This is a genomic window from Primorskyibacter marinus (genome assembly GCF_003313245.1).
Lineage (GTDB): Bacteria > Pseudomonadota > Alphaproteobacteria > Rhodobacterales > Rhodobacteraceae > Primorskyibacter > Primorskyibacter marinus.
Genome location: NZ_QJSD01000002.1, coordinates 554247 through 571545 on the forward strand (window position 1 = coordinate 554247; position 17299 = coordinate 571545).

19 protein-coding genes and 2 tRNA genes are annotated in these 17299 nt (G+C 60.2%); 8 read left to right on the forward strand and 13 right to left on the reverse strand.

The features are described from left to right. Positions 1-11 precede the first annotated feature (11 nt). The 8 genes from yihA to rpmH all read right to left on the reverse strand — a co-directional run bounded on the left by yihA (position 12) and on the right by rpmH (position 6932). Positions 12-662, reverse strand: coding sequence for a ribosome biogenesis GTP-binding protein YihA/YsxC (yihA, locus tag DMZ65_RS06555; protein ID WP_116598073.1), 651 nt, complete (start codon positions 660-662; stop codon positions 12-14). Next, positions 662-1402, reverse strand: coding sequence for an MOSC domain-containing protein (locus tag DMZ65_RS06560; RefSeq protein WP_116598074.1), 741 nt, complete (start codon positions 1400-1402; stop codon positions 662-664). Before DMZ65_RS06560 ends, yihA begins: the two co-directional genes overlap by 1 nt. Next, on the reverse strand, positions 1402-3225 hold the full coding sequence (gene yidC, locus DMZ65_RS06565; protein ID WP_116598075.1) for a membrane protein insertase YidC: 1824 nt from the start codon (positions 3223-3225) through the stop codon (positions 1402-1404). The genes DMZ65_RS06560 and yidC overlap by 1 nt, the downstream gene beginning before the upstream one ends. A gap of 334 nt (positions 3226-3559) precedes the next feature. Further along, entirely contained in the window at positions 3560-5011 is a 1452-nt protein-coding gene (locus DMZ65_RS06570; RefSeq protein ID WP_198662636.1) for a putative bifunctional diguanylate cyclase/phosphodiesterase, read from the reverse strand. A 166-nt stretch (positions 5012-5177) separates the two neighbouring features. Continuing rightward, the gene (ttcA, locus tag DMZ65_RS06575) at positions 5178-6068 is read right to left on the reverse strand and encodes a tRNA 2-thiocytidine(32) synthetase TtcA (protein WP_116598077.1); all 891 of its coding nucleotides are present in this window, start codon (positions 6066-6068) and stop codon (positions 5178-5180) included. Positions 6069-6137: 69 nt separating this feature from the next. Further along, entirely contained in the window at positions 6138-6368 is a 231-nt protein-coding gene (gene yidD / locus DMZ65_RS06580) for a membrane protein insertion efficiency factor YidD (protein ID WP_116598078.1), read from the reverse strand. After that, entirely contained in the window at positions 6365-6775 is a 411-nt protein-coding gene (rnpA, locus tag DMZ65_RS06585) for a ribonuclease P protein component (RefSeq protein ID WP_116598167.1), read from the reverse strand. The genes yidD and rnpA overlap by 4 nt, the downstream gene beginning before the upstream one ends. A 22-nt stretch (positions 6776-6797) precedes the next feature. Next, positions 6798-6932, reverse strand: coding sequence for a 50S ribosomal protein L34 (rpmH, locus tag DMZ65_RS06590; protein ID WP_084350332.1), 135 nt, complete (start codon positions 6930-6932; stop codon positions 6798-6800). Between the two features lie 286 nt (positions 6933-7218). Between rpmH and DMZ65_RS06595 the strand changes: the two genes are divergently transcribed. The 8 genes from DMZ65_RS06595 (at position 7219) to DMZ65_RS06630 (ending at position 13588) form a co-directional block, all read left to right on the forward strand. Further along, positions 7219-7950 (forward strand): TVP38/TMEM64 family protein, encoded by a 732-nt coding sequence (locus DMZ65_RS06595; protein WP_116598168.1) that lies wholly within the window; start codon positions 7219-7221, stop codon positions 7948-7950. Then, the gene (locus tag DMZ65_RS06600) at positions 7950-9368 is read left to right on the forward strand and encodes a dihydrolipoyl dehydrogenase family protein (RefSeq protein WP_116598079.1); all 1419 of its coding nucleotides are present in this window, start codon (positions 7950-7952) and stop codon (positions 9366-9368) included. Before DMZ65_RS06595 ends, DMZ65_RS06600 begins: the two co-directional genes overlap by 1 nt. Before the next feature lie 20 nt (positions 9369-9388). Beyond that, positions 9389-10777: a sensor histidine kinase gene (locus DMZ65_RS06605; RefSeq protein ID WP_116598080.1), complete on the forward strand. Its 1389-nt coding sequence runs from the start codon at positions 9389-9391 to the stop codon at positions 10775-10777. Between the two features lie 58 nt (positions 10778-10835). Then, a tRNA-Arg gene (locus DMZ65_RS06610) sits at positions 10836-10912 on the forward strand. Between the two features lie 237 nt (positions 10913-11149). Next, on the forward strand, positions 11150-11437 hold the full coding sequence (locus tag DMZ65_RS06615; RefSeq protein WP_116598169.1) for an SH3 domain-containing protein: 288 nt from the start codon (positions 11150-11152) through the stop codon (positions 11435-11437). Between the two features lie 372 nt (positions 11438-11809). Further along, entirely contained in the window at positions 11810-12427 is a 618-nt protein-coding gene (locus DMZ65_RS06620) for a heme NO-binding domain-containing protein (RefSeq protein WP_116598170.1), read from the forward strand. After that, positions 12417-13400 (forward strand): GGDEF domain-containing protein, encoded by a 984-nt coding sequence (locus tag DMZ65_RS06625; RefSeq protein WP_116598081.1) that lies wholly within the window; start codon positions 12417-12419, stop codon positions 13398-13400. The genes DMZ65_RS06620 and DMZ65_RS06625 overlap by 11 nt, the downstream gene beginning before the upstream one ends. 113 nt (positions 13401-13513) lie before the next feature. Beyond that, positions 13514-13588, forward strand: a tRNA-Gln gene (locus DMZ65_RS06630). Positions 13589-13611: 23 nt separating this feature from the next. Here the strand turns inward: DMZ65_RS06630 and DMZ65_RS06635 are convergent. The 5 genes from DMZ65_RS06635 to DMZ65_RS06655 form a co-directional block, all read right to left on the reverse strand. Continuing rightward, positions 13612-13875: an NAD(P)-dependent oxidoreductase gene (locus tag DMZ65_RS06635; protein WP_116598082.1), complete on the reverse strand. Its 264-nt coding sequence runs from the start codon at positions 13873-13875 to the stop codon at positions 13612-13614. Positions 13876-13884: 9 nt separating this feature from the next. Further along, a complete protein-coding gene (locus DMZ65_RS06640; RefSeq protein WP_157960576.1) occupies positions 13885-14232 on the reverse strand; it encodes a hypothetical protein in 348 nt (115 codons plus the stop codon). Between the two features lie 105 nt (positions 14233-14337). Then, entirely contained in the window at positions 14338-14985 is a 648-nt protein-coding gene (locus DMZ65_RS06645; protein ID WP_116598084.1) for a GntR family transcriptional regulator, read from the reverse strand. A gap of 31 nt (positions 14986-15016) precedes the next feature. Beyond that, complete coding sequence (locus DMZ65_RS06650) at positions 15017-15808, reverse strand: HpcH/HpaI aldolase family protein (protein WP_116598085.1); 792 nt, start codon at positions 15806-15808, stop codon at positions 15017-15019. A 55-nt stretch (positions 15809-15863) separates the two neighbouring features. Next, positions 15864-16961: an Ldh family oxidoreductase gene (locus DMZ65_RS06655; protein ID WP_157960577.1), complete on the reverse strand. Its 1098-nt coding sequence runs from the start codon at positions 16959-16961 to the stop codon at positions 15864-15866. Between the last annotated feature and the right edge of the window lie 338 nt (positions 16962-17299).

The following is a 17299-nucleotide window of genomic DNA, read 5'->3' on the forward strand; positions in this document are numbered from 1 at the left end:
AAGAAGGGGGGTCAGTCGAGACCGGCAATGATGCTGCGCAGGGTTTCCAGGCCATCGGATTTTTCCGAGGAGGTCACGACGATTTCCGGGTAGGCGGCCGGATGCTTGGTGAGTGCCGTGCGGACCTGGGTCAGGGTTCTTTCCTGTTCTGCGGATTTGACCTTGTCGGCCTTGGTCATCACCACCTGGAAGGTGACGGCGGATTGATCAAGCAGGGTCATGATTTCCTCGTCGACGGCTTTGACGCCATGGCGTGTATCCACGAGAACGAAGGCGCGGCGCAGGTTGGCGCGGCCAGAGAGGTAGCGCTTCAGCAGGCGCTGCCATTTTTCGACCACCGCCAGCGGCGCATTGGCATAGCCATAGCCGGGCAGATCTACGAGGTAATGGCTGTCGGACTGGGTGAAGAAGTTGATCTCTTGTGTGCGTCCGGGCGTGTTGGAGGCGCGGGCAAGCGCCTTGGTTCCGGTCAGGGCATTTATCAAGGTGGATTTGCCGACATTTGAGCGTCCGGCAAAGCACACCTCTATCCGATCGGCATCGGGCAGGCCGTCCATTGCCACCACGCCCTTGAGGAATTGCGATTCGGCGGCAAAGAGCAGCCGTCCCTTTTCGCGGGTCACGGCGTCAGGCTCTTCCGCGAGGGGAAAGGGGAGTTGCATTACGAGGCCTCCAAACTGTCGCCGATGGCGATTTTTCCCGAGGTGGTCACCTCGGCATAGATGCCCATGTCGGTATGGCCCCATGTCTTGAGCGCGCCAAGCGTATCGGCATCGCGTATCCCGGTGTCGGGATTTGCCGTGGTGGCCATGCAGCGGGTGATCGGTTCCCGGATACGCAAGCTGACATTACCGACGCGGATCTCTTGGCCGATCCAGTCAAACTCTTTCCAGGCATCCAGCCCGTCAAGCCAGAGGTTTATCCGCCAGCGCCGGACATCAAGGCTCTGACCCAGTTTCTGTTCGATCGCGCGATGTGTGGCGAGATTGCCGATGGATATGGACGGGAATGCGCTGTCGGTCATGCCGCGCCCCGGCACACGGATCACCCGTGCAGAGGCCGCGCGGTCTGCGGGCATGACAGGGCGTGCCCAGTCGATCAGGCGGGCACCTTCCTCATCGGGGCGAACCGTCAATCTTGGCAAGTCGGGATGGGTCAGGGTCAGCGTCGACGTTTCTTCGTCAAGCCGCGCGCTGATCGCCATCAACCCCGGAGCCTTTGACCCGCGTGAAAAATTTGCGCAAGGCACCCAAGCAGATCCGTCGGCTTTGGAGGCTTCATGCGCAACGGCCCAGGTTCTGTCCCAGGGCAGTGTCTGGCCAGCCGTGAGGCTGACCTGCGACAATGCCTCATGCCCATGGGATTTGACCGGGTGCCGCCAGATCTGCGCGAGCTGCCCCATCACTTCTCGTCCGGCTTTGGCTTTTTCTTGAAGGAAGACATGATGTTGCCAAAGACATTGGGCTTATAGCCCTGACTGCGCATGATAAGATATTGCTGCGTGAAGGTGATCGTGTTGTTGGCAATCCAGTACAGGACCAGACCGGAGGCAAAGGTTCCCAGCATGAACATGAATACCCAAGGCATCCAGGCAAAGATCATCGCCTGGGTCTTGTCGGCGGGTGCCGGGTTCAGTTTCTGCTGCAACCACATGGAGATGCCCAGCAGGATCGGCAGAATGCCGAGGCTGACGATCGCGAAGATCGAACTTGGGTCCGGCGGGGCGTAGGGCAGTAGGCCAAAGAGGTTCAGGATCGACGAGGGATCAGGCGCGGACAGGTCCCGAATCCAGCCGATCCAAGGGGCGTGCCGCAGTTCCAGCGTGACGAAGATCACCTTGTAGAGCGAAAAGAATATCGGGATCTGCAAGAGGATCGGCAAACAGCCCGAGGCGGGGTTCACCTTCTCGCGCTTGTAGAGCGCCATCATTTCCTGCTGCATCTTCTGGCGGTCGTCGCCCGCCTTTTCCTTGAGCGCCTCCATCTGCGGCTGAAGCTCTTTCATCTTCGCCATGGAGACATAGGATTTATAGGCCAGCGGGAAAAGCAGTGCCTTGATCAGGAAGGTCAGCAGGATGATCGACCAGCCCATGTTGCCGATCATCGCGTTCAGCCAGTGCAGGACCGCGAAGATCGGCTTGGTCAGGAAGAAGAACCAGCCCCAGTCGATGGAATCGACGAAGCGTTCAACGCCTCCCTTTTGATATTCGCGGATGGTTTCCCATTCTTTGGAGCCGGCAAAAAGTTGTGTTGAGACTTCGGAAGTCTCACCCGGTGCAAGCGTGATTGTCGGGCGCACCGCCTCTGTCTGGTAGATGTCGCGCCGGTCGTCATATTTCACGACCGACTTGTAGGCGGCACCGGGGGTCGGAACGAGCGTTGACATCCAGTAGTGATCGGTAAACCCGACCCAGCCGTTGGAGGCGACCTGGGTGACATCCGCACGGGCCCCTTCATTGGCGTTGACTGCAAAATCGACAATATCGTCATAGTCGATCTCGGACAGTTCGCCATCCGCCATCGCCACGACACCTTCGTGGAGAACAAAGAAATTCTTCAGATCCTGGGGTTCACCGTGGCGGGCGAGAATGCCGTAAGGGGCCAGCGCTGTCGTGTTACCCGAGGTGTTCTCAACCGTCTGCGTCACGGTAAACATGAAATCGTTATCCACCGCGATGGTGCGGCGGAACGCCAGGCCAGCCGGGCTTTGCCATGTCAAGGTGATGGGGGTTTCAGGGGTGAGCGTTGCCGCGCCTTCTGTCTGCCACAGCGTGTTGGCACCTGGCACGTCATCAATCGACAGGCCGGAACCGGGTGCCCAGCCAAACAGTGCGTAATAGGGCGCATCAGAACCGACGGGGCGCAACATGTGAACAGTTTCAGCGCCGGGGTCCAAAGTGACCCGGTAGTCGCTGAGGAACAGATCATCAATGCGGCCACCTGCCAAGGAAACGGATCCGCTCAGCCGCGGCGTTTCGATCGCGATCCGCGGCGCTTCGTCGGCGTTTTGCGGTGTAGCGGCTTCGGCAGCATCTGCGTTCGTGCCAGAGGATGGCGCTGCCAGGGGCACCGCTGCTGTATCTGATGCAGCGTCCTGTTGCGTGACAGCCGGGGCGTTTGGATCAGGGGTGGCCTGCTCGGGCGGCGGAAAAAGTACGAACCAAGCCAGGATCACCGCGAAGCTGAGCGCCGTCGCAAGAATGAGGTTTTTATTCTGATCGTCCATGGGGGAACGCCACCTGTGCCTGTTCCTGAAATTAGGCTTGGGTTCAACAGACCCTAGGGGGAAAGGTCAAGCGGATTATCCGGCAAAGCGGCGTGAGTCGGCGGTGTCTTCGCGCTTTCAAGCACAAGTTTTGTTGACCATGCGGCGTGTTTGGTCCGCACGGGGCAGGTTTTGTCGTCGACGTTCCGCAGCGCCGATGCACTGAAAAGCGTTGCGTGGGGGGCATTGGCGCGGTGGATGCGACGTTCTTGTGTATCACCGGTTTCTGTGTGGCTGCCGATGCGAGTGTCGGTCCGGTGCGCACTGGCGATGCATTAGGCGTCTGGTCGCGCTGCTATCCGGTGGCCCGAGGCAGGCGCGGTGCCTGTACCAGTTTTGTATTATGAGCCTCGATCCATTGGGGGAGACGGTCAGCGGGCATCGGGCGGGCGATCCCAAATCCCTGGACATGCGTACATCCCAATTGCGCCAAAAGCGCATGTTCGCCCACGGTTTCGACGCCCTCGGCGACAGTATCCAGCCCAAGGCGCTCTGCCATGCCGATCACGGCGGCGACCACAAGACGTTGATCGTCATCAGTATCCAGACGGGTGATGAAGCTTCGGTCAATCTTGAGGCGCGAGACATCGAACCGGCGCAAAGCACTGATCGAGGCCTGACCGGTGCCGAAATCGTCAAGATCAATGCCACAGCCCAATGCCGCCAGCGCACGGATATTGCGAGCGATCACATCATCAGGACCGTTTGCCACGACATCTTCCAACACTTCGATATTCAGTCGTTGAGGCGTAAGATCAAAGCGGTCAAGCTGCCATGCCAAACGCTCGGTCAGGCGCGGATCATCGAGGTCCTGCGTGGTCATGTTGATGCTCGCAGTGGCAATGGTCAGCCCGGCATTGTCCCAGTCGCGCATCGCCTTTAGCGTTTCCTGCAACATGATTTCGGCCAAGTGTGGCAGCAGACCGGCTGCGTCGATCGTGGGAAGGAAGGCGGCGGGGGGAAGGATTCCGCGATCAGGATGACGCCAGCGGGCCAATGCCTCTACCCCGGTCACGCGCCCGGTTTCGGTGCTGATCTGCGGCTGGAACCACGGTACGATCTCACCCGTTTCGAGTGCTGCGCGGATGTCGGATTCGAGAGGGTCGGCATCGGTATTCGTGTTCCGACTGTGCCGAGACCAGGCGCGAATTGCCGAAGGACCGTTGGAACGTGCCTCTGCCAACGCGGCCTCGACATTCGTCAACAGGCGCTCGCCGGCATCGTTTTCCTCAAGGCGGGAGGACAGGCTGAGGCCGACGGAGCAACTTGGATAGATGGCAATTCCGTCAATGGCTACGGGTTCTTCGGCGGCGGCCTGGACGCGAGTCGCAAGTTGCAGGGCGCTTTCCAGATCCAGGCGCATCACAGGGCCAAGCAATATTGCGATTTGATCACTTTCCAGAACATAAATGTCGTCGCCGGGGCGCAATACGCTGCGCAACCGTTCCGCCGCCGCATCACGCAGCTTGATAATGGTTTCAGGGCCATGTCGGCTCGTCAGTGCCTGCGTGTTCTCGAATCCCAGCAGCAGACAGGCAGTCACCTTTTTCTGGCTGCGGGCGATCGACAGAACCTCGGATGCCAGCGGATGCAGCATGTTCAGGGTGATGACTTCGGATACATGTACGCCACCAGTGTCCGCATCGGTCGCACGGAAAAAACCTGCCAAAGAGAGAATGAAAGGCAGGCCAAGCGCGACAATCAGCATCGCCATTTCACCCAGCAACCAGAAGGTCGCCAATGCCATAGCCGGGACAAACGCAACAACCTGCGGCCCTTGAAACGCCGCGCGAAGATGTTTGTTGCCGCGAAAAATCTTCCTGACGAAGTTGCTCATCCTGCCCCCATGGTGGCGTTGTCAGCCGGTCCCATTTTGATGGGTGGACAATAGCGCGCCGGGGGTGATGCAAAGATTAACTCAGGCGAGGAATCTCTGGCGAATTCTCTTCAATTACGTCTGTATTGAGCGCCAAGCCAACAAAATCAAAGAGTTTCGGATCCAGAAGATGCGAGGGGCGCGCATTGGTCAATGCACGGAACATCACCTGCCGTCTGCCGGGGCTGTTCTTTTCCCAACCGTCCAGGATTTGTTTGACCTGCTGCCGTTGAAGACCGTCCTGGCTGCCGCAAAGGTCGCAGGGGATGATCGGATAGTTCATCGAGCGGGCAAATTTCTCGCAATCCGCCTCTGCGACATGGGCCAGGGGGCGATAGAGGAACAGGTCGCCCTCTTCGTTGACCAGCTTTGGCGGCATTGTCGCCAGCCGCCCGCCATGGAACAAATTCATGAAAAATGTCTCTAGAATGTCATCCCGGTGATGACCCAGCACAACGGCAGAGCAGCCTTCCTCGCGCGCAATGCGGTACAGATGGCCGCGACGCAGCCGCGAACACAACGCGCAGAACGTGCGCCCGGCGGGTATCTTGTCCATGACGACGGAATAGGTGTCCTGATATTCGATCCGGTGCGGAACCTGCATCTTCTTCAGAAACTCTGGCAGAATGGTGGCGGGAAAGCCGGGTTGCCCCTGATCCAGATTGCAGGCCAGCAGGTCCACGGGAAGCAATCCGCGCCATTGCAGTTCGTACAGAACGGCCAGCAGGGTGTAGCTGTCCTTGCCGCCGGACAGGCACACAAGCCATTTCGGGCGGGCGGCACCATCGCGCGCCTCGGGTGGCACCATGCCGTATTGCTCGATCGCCTCGCGGGTCTGGCGGACAATGCGCTTGCGCAGCTTTCTGAATTCGGTGCCTGACGGGGCACCGTGAAACAAGGGGTGAATGTCGTCGGACTCGTCAAGCATGGTTTGGACCTTCGGCAAAGTCGGTGTGTGATAGCGCGGACAAGGGGGATTCGGCCAGCGGACTCGCGGCTATCGTCGGCGTTCGGGCACGTTATCGACGCCAGACCCGCCCCAAGGATGGCAGCGGGCGATGCGGCGCGCCGCCAGCCAGCTACCGCGGAGGCCACCGTGCTTTTCCAAGGTTTCCAGCGCATAGGCAGAGCAAGTGGGATGATAGCGGCAGCCATGCCCGACCCATGGTGAAAACAACAGCCGATAGGCGCGCACGGGCAGGGCGGCAACATGGGCCAGCGGGGTCATTTGTGCAACTTTGCAAGGGCGCGGGACAGATCGGCTTTCAGCGCCTCGAAGGGGCGCGCGGCCGTGGCCTCGGCCCGGCCGATCAAGACGTAGTCATGGCCCGGCAGCCCCTCGCGCGTCAGGACGGTCCGGGCAGCCTCGCGCAACCGGCGTTTGGCGCGATTGCGGGCAACGGCGTTGCCGACCTTCTTGGAACAGGTATAGCCCACGCGAATCGTCGGATCCCCGTCGCCGCGAGCCCGCGCCTGAACCATCATCGAGGCAGTGCCTTGCCTGCGTGCGCGGGCAGCCGCCAGAAAATCCGACCGATTTTGCAAGACGACAAGGCGCGGACACGACGAAGCCGCCGCTGGCTTGACCGTGTTTTTGGCAGAATTGCCATCCACGGAAGCCACCGGCGGTGTCATATCGTCCATCCCGAGACGCGGATTACGCGCTCAGCGACTTCCGGCCCTGCGCGCGGCGCGCGTTCAGGATCTTGCGGCCGGCCTTGGTGGCCATGCGCGCACGAAAGCCGTGGCGGCGTTTGCGAACCAGGTTCGAGGGTTGAAAGGTGCGTTTCATCGCTCCGTCTCCGTCTGAGTCTTGGCCCGAGGCGCGAGACTCGTTTCGCAGGGCCGTTTATTCGAAGCCCGTGCTATAGGCAGGTGTTGCGGATAAGTCAAACGCCGCAAACGGGTTTTGCAATATTTTCCGTCAGGACGTGGCGCGGAATGTTTCAATACCCCGCACAAGCGCAGAAATCACTGCCAAACCTGTCACTGTGGATCAAGCGCCCGTGAGGCGGGTATCGTTTCTGCATCGCTTTGCGCATGTATCTGTCACCATGCCCAAGATCAGGAACCCGGATATGAGCGATATGACCGAAACGAAATTCCCCAGCGCGGCCCGGCATTTGCCGCTGATCGTGATTCTGGTCGTGGCGATTGCGGGCTATTTCATGCTGCGCGACTACCTGACCTTTGAAACGCTTCGGGCGAATCGAGAGGCTTTGCTGGCGTATCGGGATGCGCATTTCGTGCTGCTCGCGCTTGGGTTTGTCGCGACATATATCACCATTGTGGCCTTTTCGCTGCCGGGGGCTGCGGTTGCCTCTGTCACCGGGGGGTTTCTGTTCGGGCTTTGGGCGGGAACGGGGTTCAACGTGATTGCGGCGACCATCGGTGCCGCGGCCATTTTTCTGGCGGCGCGCTGGGGGCTTGGGCAGGCCCTGAGCGCCAAGATCGACGCATCGGAAGGCAAGTTGAGCAAGCTGCGTGAAGGCCTGCGCGAGAACGAGATCAGCGTGTTGTTCCTGCTTCGGCTGGTGCCGGCGGTGCCGTTCTTCGTGGCCAATCTGTTGCCTGCGCTGGTGGGGGTGAAGTTCCGTAACTTCCTGTGGACCACGGCGTTGGGTATTATCCCCGGTGCGATTGTGTTCACCTCGATCGGGGTGGGCGTGGGCGAGGTTTTTGACCGTGGCGACACCCCCGATCTGAGCCTCTTGTGGGAGCCGCAGGTGATCGGACCCATTCTGGGGCTGGCGGCGCTGGCGGCGCTGCCCATTGTGATCAAGTCAATTCGCGGGCGGAAGGACATCTGATGAAGCGCATCGAAACAGATCTACTGGTCATCGGGGGTGGTTCTGGCGGTCTGTCTGTTGCATCCGGCGCTGTCCAGATGGGTGCCAAGGTGGTGCTGCTGGAAGGTGGAAAGATGGGCGGCGATTGCCTGAATTACGGCTGCGTGCCCTCCAAGGCGCTGATCGCCAGCGGCAAGGCGGCTTATGGCATGGCCCATGCCGAGGTTTACGGCGTGGCGAATGCACCCCCACAGGTGGATTATGCCGCGGCCCAAGACCATGTGGCCGATGTGATCAGCCAGATTGCCCCGGTGGACAGTCAAGAGCGGTTTGAGGGGCTGGGTGTCACGGTCATCCGTGAATACGGCCATTTCCTGTCCATCAACGAGGTGCAGGCGGGCGATTCCGTTATTGCCGCGCGCCGGATCGTGATCGCTACAGGTTCGTCGCCACTGGTGCCACCGATTCCCGGACTGGATAAAGTGCCGCATCTGACCAACGAGACGCTGTGGCAGTTGCGCGAGCGTCCCGGCCATCTGCTGATTATCGGTGGCGGACCGATCGGCATGGAGATGGCGCAGGCCCATCGGCGTCTCGGGTCCGACGTGACCGTGATCGAAGGGGCAAAGGCGCTTGGCAAAGACGATCCCGAAATGGCCGAGATTGTGCTGGAAAAACTGCGCGCCGAAGGCATCGAGATCGCCGAAGAAGCGATGGCGCAGGAAATTCGTGGAACGGAGGGCGCGATAGAGGTGGAGGTCAAGGATGGTCGTGTGTTTCGCGGCACGCATCTGCTGGTCGCGGTAGGCCGCAAAGCCAATACCGAAAAGCTGAACCTTGCGGCGGCGGGGGTCGAGACGACGCGCGCGGGGATCAAAGTTGATGACAGTCTGAAAACCACCAATCGGCGGATCTATGCCATTGGCGACGTGGCGGGCGGGCTGCAATTCACCCATGTCGCGGGCTACCACGCGGGTGTCGTCATTCGCTCTGCCCTGTTCGGATTGCCGGCCAAGACCAAAACCGCGCATATCCCATGGGCCACCTATACCGATCCGGAACTGGCGCAGGTTGGTCTGACAGAGGCTGAGGCCCAGAAAAAACACGGGGCTGGGTTTGAAACCGTCCGCTTTCACTACAGCCACAATGACCGCGCAATCACAGAACGCAAAACAGTCGGTCTTATCAAGGTCATGGTCGTCAAGGGGCGGCCGGTTGGGGTGTCTATCGTCGGGCATCAGGCGGGTGAATTGATCAACCTTTGGTCGCTTGTCATCGCCAATGGGCTGAAAATGAGTCATGTTGCCAATATGGTTTCACCCTATCCAACCATCGGGGAGGTTAACAAACGGGCCGCGGGAGCCTATTTCTCTCCCAGATTGTTTGAAAGCGACATGGTCAAGCGTGTCGTGGGGCTTGTGCAGCGCTGGCTGCCCTGAGGGATTGTGTCTTACCGCCTATGTTGAATTCGCTCTCCGGCCGTTTCCTGATCCTGACGACGATCTTCGTGATGCTGGCGGAGGTGCTGATCTTTCTGCCGTCTGTCGCGCGGTTCCGAGAGGATTTTCTGCTGGCCCGGCTGGAACGCGCGCAGATCGCGTCGCTCGCACGGCTGGCAAATGACAATATCGGTGTCGATCTCGAAGAAGAGCTGCTGCTGAACGCCGGCGTTTTCAATGTGGTGCTGCGACGGGACGAGGCGCGACAGCTGGTGCTGTCCTCGCCAATGCCCGGCGCTGTCTGGGCGACGTATGATCTGCGCGATCCTTCCGCGAGCACGCTGATCCGGGATGCGGTTGCGCAACTGGCCGACCCCGAGCCGAGGATGATCCGCGTCATCGGCAATCCGTTGCGCGATGCCGGGTTGCTGTTAGAAGTGACAATGGAAACCGCGCCGCTGCGAATGGCGATGATCGACTACGGGTTGCGCATTCTGGCGCTGTCGGCGGTGATCTCGGTGATAACGGCGATGCTGTTATTTCTTGCCGTGCGCCGATTGTTGGTCAAGCCGATCAAGAAACTCGTGCATGAGATGGCGAGCTATGCTGCCGCGCCCGAAGATGCGCGGCGTATCCTCCGCCCGACCGCTGGGGTCCGCGAATTGCGCGAGGCCGAAGAAGCGTTGCAAACGCTGGAAACACAGCTGACTGCGGCGCTGAAGCAGAAAGAGCGGTTGGCGCAACTGGGCGGCGCTGTGGCCAAGATCAGCCATGACCTGCGCAATATCCTGACCTCGGCGCAGTTGTTTACGGACCGTATCGAAACATCCGAAGACCCGACCGTGCAGCGGCTCGCGCCAAAGCTGGTGAATTCGATCGCGCGGGCAGTGTCGTTATGCGAAAGTACGCTTGCCTTCGGACGGGCCGAGGAACCCGCGCCGACGTTGACGCGGTTCAATCTGGCAGAACTCGTCGGTGATGTGCTGGACGGCGAACGACTGGCTATCGGCGACCACGACCTGAGCCTGTCCGAGGATATTCCCGCGCAGATGATGATCCGCGCGGATGCCGAGCAACTGTACCGCGCACTTTCCAACCTTGTGCGAAACGCCCGTCAAGCGATCGTCGGAACCGGAAAGCCGGGCGAGATCAACATTGCCGCCCGCGAAGACGAGACGACCTGGTATATCGACATCACCGATACCGGCCCCGGCCTGCCGCCCAAAGCGCGCGAACACTTGTTTCAGGCGTTCCATGGCGGTGCCCGGAAGGGCGGATCCGGGCTTGGCCTTGCCATTAGCCAGGAATTGCTGCGAGGCCACGGCGGTGCGCTTCGTCTGGTTTCAAGCGATGAGGCAGGATCCCGCTTCGAAATCAGCTTGCCCATGCAAGACGTGCTCGATGATTGAAATTTCCTGTATTTTGCCCCTTGCAAAGCCCGGCACCGGAAGGTAATCCCGCCCCAACGGACCGATAGCTCAGCTGGATAGAGTACCTGACTACGAATCAGGGGGTCGGGGGTTCGAATCCTCCTCGGTCCGCCACCATCATTTTATAAGACGTCAGACGAAATTAACTTTTGCGTCATAAACTGACCCAAAAACAGCGAACCGGATGTTTGTGGCCAGGGCGCGAGTATATGAGTCAATCGCCCTTGCCGTAGCTCACTATACTTTTGTTGGCAGACTCATTACGGACCGGGTAATTTGCGGCCAAAACATGAATTTGTGTGGCAATGCCGTATAAACAGGGCGCACGCCCGGAACGACCGAGGTCAAACCATGAACCGAACTAAGTTTATTGTCCTTTTCGCTTTCGCACTCGTTGCCGGTTGCAGCAATGGCGCAGGTGGACGGACGTTGGTTGAAGGTGCCGGGCAGGATGAGCTTTTGAAGCTGCGAGGCGGTCCCGGACTTGGCTTCAGGGTAATTCTGGGCTTGCCGGACGGCACCGAAGTGATCCGCCGCGATTGTGTGACCGAGTTGGGCCAGCTTTGGTGTCGCGTCTCTTTGGCGCAGGCACCGTCAGTCACGGGTTACGTTTCTGCCGACTATCTCTCGCCGCGTTGACGGTTTGCGTCCATGCGGTTTGCGTCTGCCGCTGAACATGGGGACCCCTGCGACAGTCTGATGATCCCGGATCGACGGCAGGCCCGCCAACTGGCGCCTCCGAAAATCTATCCATTGCGTGTTTCGTCGAACCGGTATTCTTCGACGATCGCGCCAAGATGGTCTGCGGCATTTCCCAGATTGAATGCCGCAGGTTGTACGCCATCGCCTCGGCCGTAATAGGATGATTGCGCACGAGCAGAGGTGATTTCTGTGGCGCTCTTGCGGTGACAGCAGCGCAACCAGAGAGTTCAAGACAAGAAGACCCTCAGAGATTCAACGAATCTTAATGTAGCGCGTGTCAAGCTGGCCCTGAGAATAGGGATGAAATTGATGCATGGCCTAATCAACCGGACGATTCAGTGTTTTGTGCGTGACACATATGGCCCACAGGTTTGGGACCGTATAGCGCACCGCACGGATAGCGGGGTTCTCAGCTTCGAGTCTATGTTGGTTTACGAAGACGACTTGACCAGCGTTTTCCTTGATGCATGCAGTGCCGAACTGGCAAAGCCCCGCGCTGGCCTGTTGGAAGATATGGGGACATATCTTGTGTCCCACCCCAATAATGAATCCCTGCGACGGCTGTTGCGCTTCGGGGGCGGAGATTTCATCGAATTCCTGCATTCACTGGACGATCTGCCGGAACGGGCGCGACTTGCCGTTTCTGACCTTGAACTGCCAGAGCTGGAGCTTCACGAGTTCGGGTCGGTCGAATTTCGGCTGATCTGTCGTTCCCGGATACCGGGTTTTGGACATGTGCTGGTTGGTTTGCTCCGGACTTTGGCGGATGATTACGGCACGCTTGCCTGCCTCAATTTCGGAAAAGGCGATGGGACGGAAGAATTTGTTGAGATCACTCTCTTCGAGACGGAATATTCGGTTGGCCGCAGTTTCGATCTGGGCGCGCGTGTCAATCATGCGGGCGGAGGCGATGTAGATGGCGTCTGACCGTATTCTTGATATTCTTTGTCCGATGCATCTGACCGTGGATGCGACGGGACAAATTCGACATGCCGGACCAACTCTGGCGAAATTACGGGTCGGCGACCCGCTCGTCGGGAAGCGATTGCTGGAAGTGTTTGAGCTGCACCGCCCGCAGGGTGTTAGAATGATGCCGGACCTGTTGGCGATTGCCGGTCGAAAACTCCAGCTCCGGTTTCGAGAGCCGCCCCATACCAGCCTCAAGGCTGTGCTTGTCGCGGATGAAAAGGGTGGCGCGATTCTGAATCTGTCATTCGGGATCTCGGTGGTGGATAGCGTTCGCGACTATCACCTGACCAATGCCGATTTCGCCCCGACGGACCTGACCGTTGAGATGCTGTACCTGGTCGAAGCCAAATCCGCCGCGATGCAGGCGTCACGATTGCTCAACGAACGTTTGCAAGGGGCAAGAATGGCTGCGGAAGAGCAGGCATTTACCGATACTTTGACCGGGTTGAAAAACCGCCGCGCGATGGATCATGTGCTTTCGCGTCTGCTGGCCACCGATCAGGCCGTATCGGTGATGCATCTCGATCTGGACTATTTCAAGCAGGTCAATGATCAACACGGCCATGCCGCCGGCGATCATGTCCTGAAGCAAGTGGCGCAGCGCATGCTGGAAGTCACCCGCGAAAGCGACACCGTGGTCAGGTTCGGTGGGGATGAGTTCTTGCTGATTTTCCCGCAACTTACTGATATTGAGAGGTTATCCCAGCTTGCCCAACGTTTGATCGAACGTATCGAGAGGCCAGTCGCCTTTGCCGATAACATTTGCCGGGTTTCGGGCAGTGTCGGGATCGCAATGCATGACGGTCTGACGCCGAAAAGCGCCGAACAGATTATCACGGAGGCCGATGATGCGCTCTATCGCTCCAAGCGAAAAGGCCGGGCCTGCTACAGTTTTCATGGTCAGACGGGCCACGATAAACGAACGGCGTGAAAGGTCCGAACACGACTTGCGACGCGTCTGGCAGGTCATTCATAGTTGAAGAGATATTTTTGACTTTGAGGGCTTGATACGGCTAAGCCTATTGCGTAAGTAGCGGCTCACGTTGGGGTGTAGCCAAGCGGTAAGGCATCGGTTTTTGGTACCGTGTATCGTAGGTTCGAATCCTACCACCCCAGCCAACAATCTTCAAAGCACCCTAGTTTTAATGGGATAGGCAGAGATCAGGCGGCCATCCTTGCGTCTCTACTTCGAAGGGGTACGCAAACTGATTCACATCGCGCGCGGGCGGTTCCTTTGCGAAAACGTCGGTCGCGTAGATGGATGGTGTTCCCGTTTCCAGCGCCGCCACAACGGCAGCTTCATCGACCACGCCGCCGCGCCCGGTATTTCCCACGATTGCCCCCGGCTTGGGCTGCGCCAGGAGCGTGGCATCGAAGAGGTTGGCGGTTTCGGATGAAAGCGGCAAGTGTGAGCATCATCGCGTGTTCGGCCACCGCGACGCCGATGCCAAGACTGCGGAGCTGGTCGGAGTTAAGGTTGTCGCAGTCGACGCCATGGCGCGAAACCATGCGCAGGCGCGGGCCATCTGCGCCAGCGCCACGGTGCGTTCGCCAAGCACTTCGAAGAACAACGCCGAGGGCAGGCCGCGCGAGATGAGCGTGCGCACCACCGGCAACGCCGCATCGACCCGGTCGCCGGAAAACCCCGCGGCATTGCCAATCAGGAATCGTTTGCTGGTCATGTGGTGGTCCTCATCTGCTTGCAGGAAGTGAGCCAGATTGCCGTCATAATTATCAACAACTTTATTGACACAAATGTCCATCCACTCATCACGCAGCCGGGCGCGTCCCGCGGCACGAGGCGCAAGCACGATTTCAAAGGATATGCTGTTTAATCCGCCGGTGCTGTCAGCAGCGGCGCGAGGCGCTCAGCCCGCCTGTTCGGTGCGGCCGTGTTTCAGCTCCCAGGCGCGGCGGTATGCGATGCTGGAATCGGGCAGATGCACCCGCACGGCCTCGACATATCGCGCGGTGTCGCATTGCCGCATCGCCTCGACGATCTCGCGGTGCTGGGCCACCACCACGTCAAGATGCCCCGGATCGTTGTATTTTACCGCCCGGATGCTGTGCACACGGCGCGAGTATTCCTCGATCACCCGTTGCAGCATCTCGTTTGGGCAGAACGAATACTGGTGCCGGTGCAGCTCGACATTGAGCCGGAACACCCGGCGCAGGTCGCCCGCGGCGGCCGCCTCGGCATGGGATTCCACCAGATCCTCCATCTGCCCCAGCCCGGCCGGCGGGATCGGAAATGGCGTGCGTTCGGCGGCCCGCAATTCGAGGATCTCGCGCACCTCGTAGAGGTCGTCGATCTCGTCGGGCGTCGGCTCTACCACCAGCGCCCCGCGGTTGGGAACACGGGTCACCAATCCGCGGTTCTCCAACTCGCCGAGGATGCTGCGCAGCAGGTAGCGGCTGAGACCAAATCGCTTTTGCAGCGCATCCTCCACGATCCGCGATCCCGGTGGATATAGGCCGAAGACGATGTCTTCCTCGATCTGGTCAATCACTTCCATGATCTGCGCATGCCTCCCGCTCCGCCTTGGTTCAATAAAGTGCCTTCACCGTCTTGTCACCCGCGTCTGGCCGCGCATTGCGGAGCATTTCGGCCACGGCGGTCGAAAAAATCTTGGTGTCGGTCGACAGCGACGCAAGGTTGAACCCGTCTTTCAGCTTGGCCGCGGCGACGGCGGAATTTCCGGTGTGGATGCCGGTAAAGCGCCCGGCGGCCTGGGCTTTTTCACGGATCGTCACGATCGCCTCTTCGACCTCGGGCGCGATGTTTTCCAGCGAGGGCGGGTAGCCCATCGAGATCGCCAGATCGGACGGCCCGATATAAACTGCGTCAAGCCCTTCGACGGTGAGAATATCATCGAGGTTGTCCAGCGCCTCGCGGGTTTCGATCATCGCCAGGGTGGCGATGCGGGTCTTGGCCTGTTCCTGGTAGTCGGCCCCGTAGGCGATGGAGGCGCGCGTCGGCCCGAAGGACCGAGACCCGCGCGGCGCGTAGTGGCAGGCCGATACGAAGGCTTCGGCTTCGGCGCGGGTGTTGATCATCGGGCAGATTATGCCGGTAAAGCCGGCGTCGAGCAGCGCCATGATGAAGCCGGGGTCATTCCAGCGCACGCGGGCCAGCTTTGGCACGTCGCTCACGCCCATCGCCTGAAGCATCGTCAGCGCCATCTGGTAATCCACCAGCCCATGCTGAAGGTCGATCGTCAGCGTGTCGAACGGCTGCCGCGCGACGATCTCGGCGGTCACCGTCGAGGGCATGGCGCACCAGCCGTTGATGCATTTGTCACCGTTCTCCCAGATCTCGCGTAGGCTTGGAATCGACATGCTTTTTCCTTTCGTGGTTCAAATCCTGTCACGGGGCACAGTGCCGCGCTTGCGGTTAGGTCATGGCCTCGTGTTCCAGCCCCTGGGTGTCAAGGCCCATTTCTTCGGCCAGGTCGAGTATGGCCTGCATCACGCCGGGAGGCACCGTAAGCCCGTTCAACCGGGTGTGGTGCTGGCGCGCGCGTTCCGGGTCGCCGGGGATCTGCACACGCTCCAACCCTGCTTCGGGCCGCAGTCCGCGGACGAAATCGATGTAGTCGCGCACCTCGGCCGCGAAGCCGCCGGTGTCGTCAAGCCGTGCCGGATCAAGGACGATGGCGACATAGCCATTGCCGAAGATCCCGTCGCCCTGCTTGTTGGTGCCGTTCCCGGTGAGCGCCCCGGCCAGAAGTTCGCAGGCCAGCGCCAGGCCCGAACCCTTGTGGTCGCCCATGGTGCGCAGTGCCCCGGTGCCGGCCCGCGGGTCTGGCACCTGCGCATTCAGGGTGTCGCCATAAAGGATCTGCGGGTCCGAGGTCCGCTGACCATCGCCGCCCACCAGGGACTCGGACGGCAGCGGCGGTCCGCCGCGCGCGGCGACCAGCGCCTTGCCTTCGGCGACCATGGAGGTGGCGAAATCGAGGATGAAATCATCGCCGCCCGGATTGGGCACACCAATGGCGATGGGCGCGGTGGAGCAGGCCGCCTCGGCCGAACCGAAGGGTGCCACGATCCGCGAGCCGCCGACATTGACGAAATGCAGCGAGACGAATCCGGCCCGCGCGGCCTGTTCGGCATAGGCCCCCAGCCGACCGATATGACCGGCGTGACGCATCGCGACGATTGCGGTTCCGTGGCTGCGGGCGCGCTCGATACCTATCGAGATGGCCTCCCCGGCCAGCCGCTGTCCCATGCCGGACTGCCCGTCAAGCTGTACCAGCGCGCCAATATCGGCGATCACCTTTGCCGCGCGGTTGGCCTTGATTTTGCCGGATCGCAGCCATTGCACATAGCGTGAAATCCGGACGACGCCGTGGCTGTCATGTCCGCGCGCGCTTGCCTCGACCAAATGATCGGCGACGATCCGCGCCTCTTCTGGCGCGCAGCCCTCGTGTTCCAGCATGGCACATAGAAGGTCGGACAGAGTGCCGGTATCCACGGGGTGTGCAGTCATCCGCTTGTCGCTCCTTCTCGGTGCCGGCAATCCCCGGCTGTCCGCAATGTTGTTAAAGTTAGCAAGAATATTGTCAACAGAATTGTCAATAATAATTCGCCCAGATAGACAAGACGGTGAATGCGCCAGCCAAAGGCATGGCTGCGACCGCATGGCAGAAACGCAAGGGACCGGACCGCAGGCCCCGGCCCCTACGGCTGGATGGGCGGGAATAACGGATCTCGCCGGAAGCCTGCCGCTGTCCCGCGCGCGACAATCTGGTGCAGATCTTCAAGGGCGGGTGCCCCCATATCGGCGACAGTCCCGGTCTGGTGCCGGTCGTCGACTGACGCGGATGT

Bases quoted from the DNA above. Each gene is read 5' to 3' on its own strand.
- DMZ65_RS06570 (WP_198662636.1), bottom strand. From the start codon at position 5,011: ATGGCATTGGCGACCTTCTGGTTGCTGGGTGAAATGGCGATGCTGATT.
- DMZ65_RS06640 (WP_157960576.1), bottom strand. From the start codon at position 14,232: ATGGACATTTGTGTCAATAAAGTTGTTGATAATTATGACGGCAATCTG.
- DMZ65_RS06600 (WP_116598079.1), top strand. From the start codon at position 7,950: ATGAAGCGCATCGAAACAGATCTACTGGTCATCGGGGGTGGTTCTGGC.
- DMZ65_RS06605 (WP_116598080.1), top strand. From the start codon at position 9,389: ATGTTGAATTCGCTCTCCGGCCGTTTCCTGATCCTGACGACGATCTTC.
- DMZ65_RS06650 (WP_116598085.1), bottom strand. From the start codon at position 15,808: ATGTCGATTCCAAGCCTACGCGAGATCTGGGAGAACGGTGACAAATGC.
- DMZ65_RS06595 (WP_116598168.1), top strand. From the start codon at position 7,219: ATGAGCGATATGACCGAAACGAAATTCCCCAGCGCGGCCCGGCATTTG.
- DMZ65_RS06645 (WP_116598084.1), bottom strand. From the start codon at position 14,985: ATGGAAGTGATTGACCAGATCGAGGAAGACATCGTCTTCGGCCTATAT.
- DMZ65_RS06615 (WP_116598169.1), top strand. From the start codon at position 11,150: ATGAACCGAACTAAGTTTATTGTCCTTTTCGCTTTCGCACTCGTTGCC.
- yidD (WP_116598078.1), bottom strand. From the start codon at position 6,368: ATGACCCCGCTGGCCCATGTTGCCGCCCTGCCCGTGCGCGCCTATCGG.
- yidC (WP_116598075.1), bottom strand. From the start codon at position 3,225: ATGGACGATCAGAATAAAAACCTCATTCTTGCGACGGCGCTCAGCTTC.
- yihA (WP_116598073.1), bottom strand. From the start codon at position 662: ATGCAACTCCCCTTTCCCCTCGCGGAAGAGCCTGACGCCGTGACCCGC.
- rnpA (WP_116598167.1), bottom strand. From the start codon at position 6,775: ATGACACCGCCGGTGGCTTCCGTGGATGGCAATTCTGCCAAAAACACG.
- DMZ65_RS06625 (WP_116598081.1), top strand. From the start codon at position 12,417: ATGGCGTCTGACCGTATTCTTGATATTCTTTGTCCGATGCATCTGACC.
- rpmH (WP_084350332.1), bottom strand. From the start codon at position 6,932: ATGAAACGCACCTTTCAACCCTCGAACCTGGTTCGCAAACGCCGCCAC.
- ttcA (WP_116598077.1), bottom strand. From the start codon at position 6,068: ATGCTTGACGAGTCCGACGACATTCACCCCTTGTTTCACGGTGCCCCG.
- DMZ65_RS06560 (WP_116598074.1), bottom strand. From the start codon at position 1,402: ATGGGGCAGCTCGCGCAGATCTGGCGGCACCCGGTCAAATCCCATGGG.
- DMZ65_RS06655 (WP_157960577.1), bottom strand. From the start codon at position 16,961: ATGACTGCACACCCCGTGGATACCGGCACTCTGTCCGACCTTCTATGT.
- DMZ65_RS06620 (WP_116598170.1), top strand. From the start codon at position 11,810: ATGCATGGCCTAATCAACCGGACGATTCAGTGTTTTGTGCGTGACACA.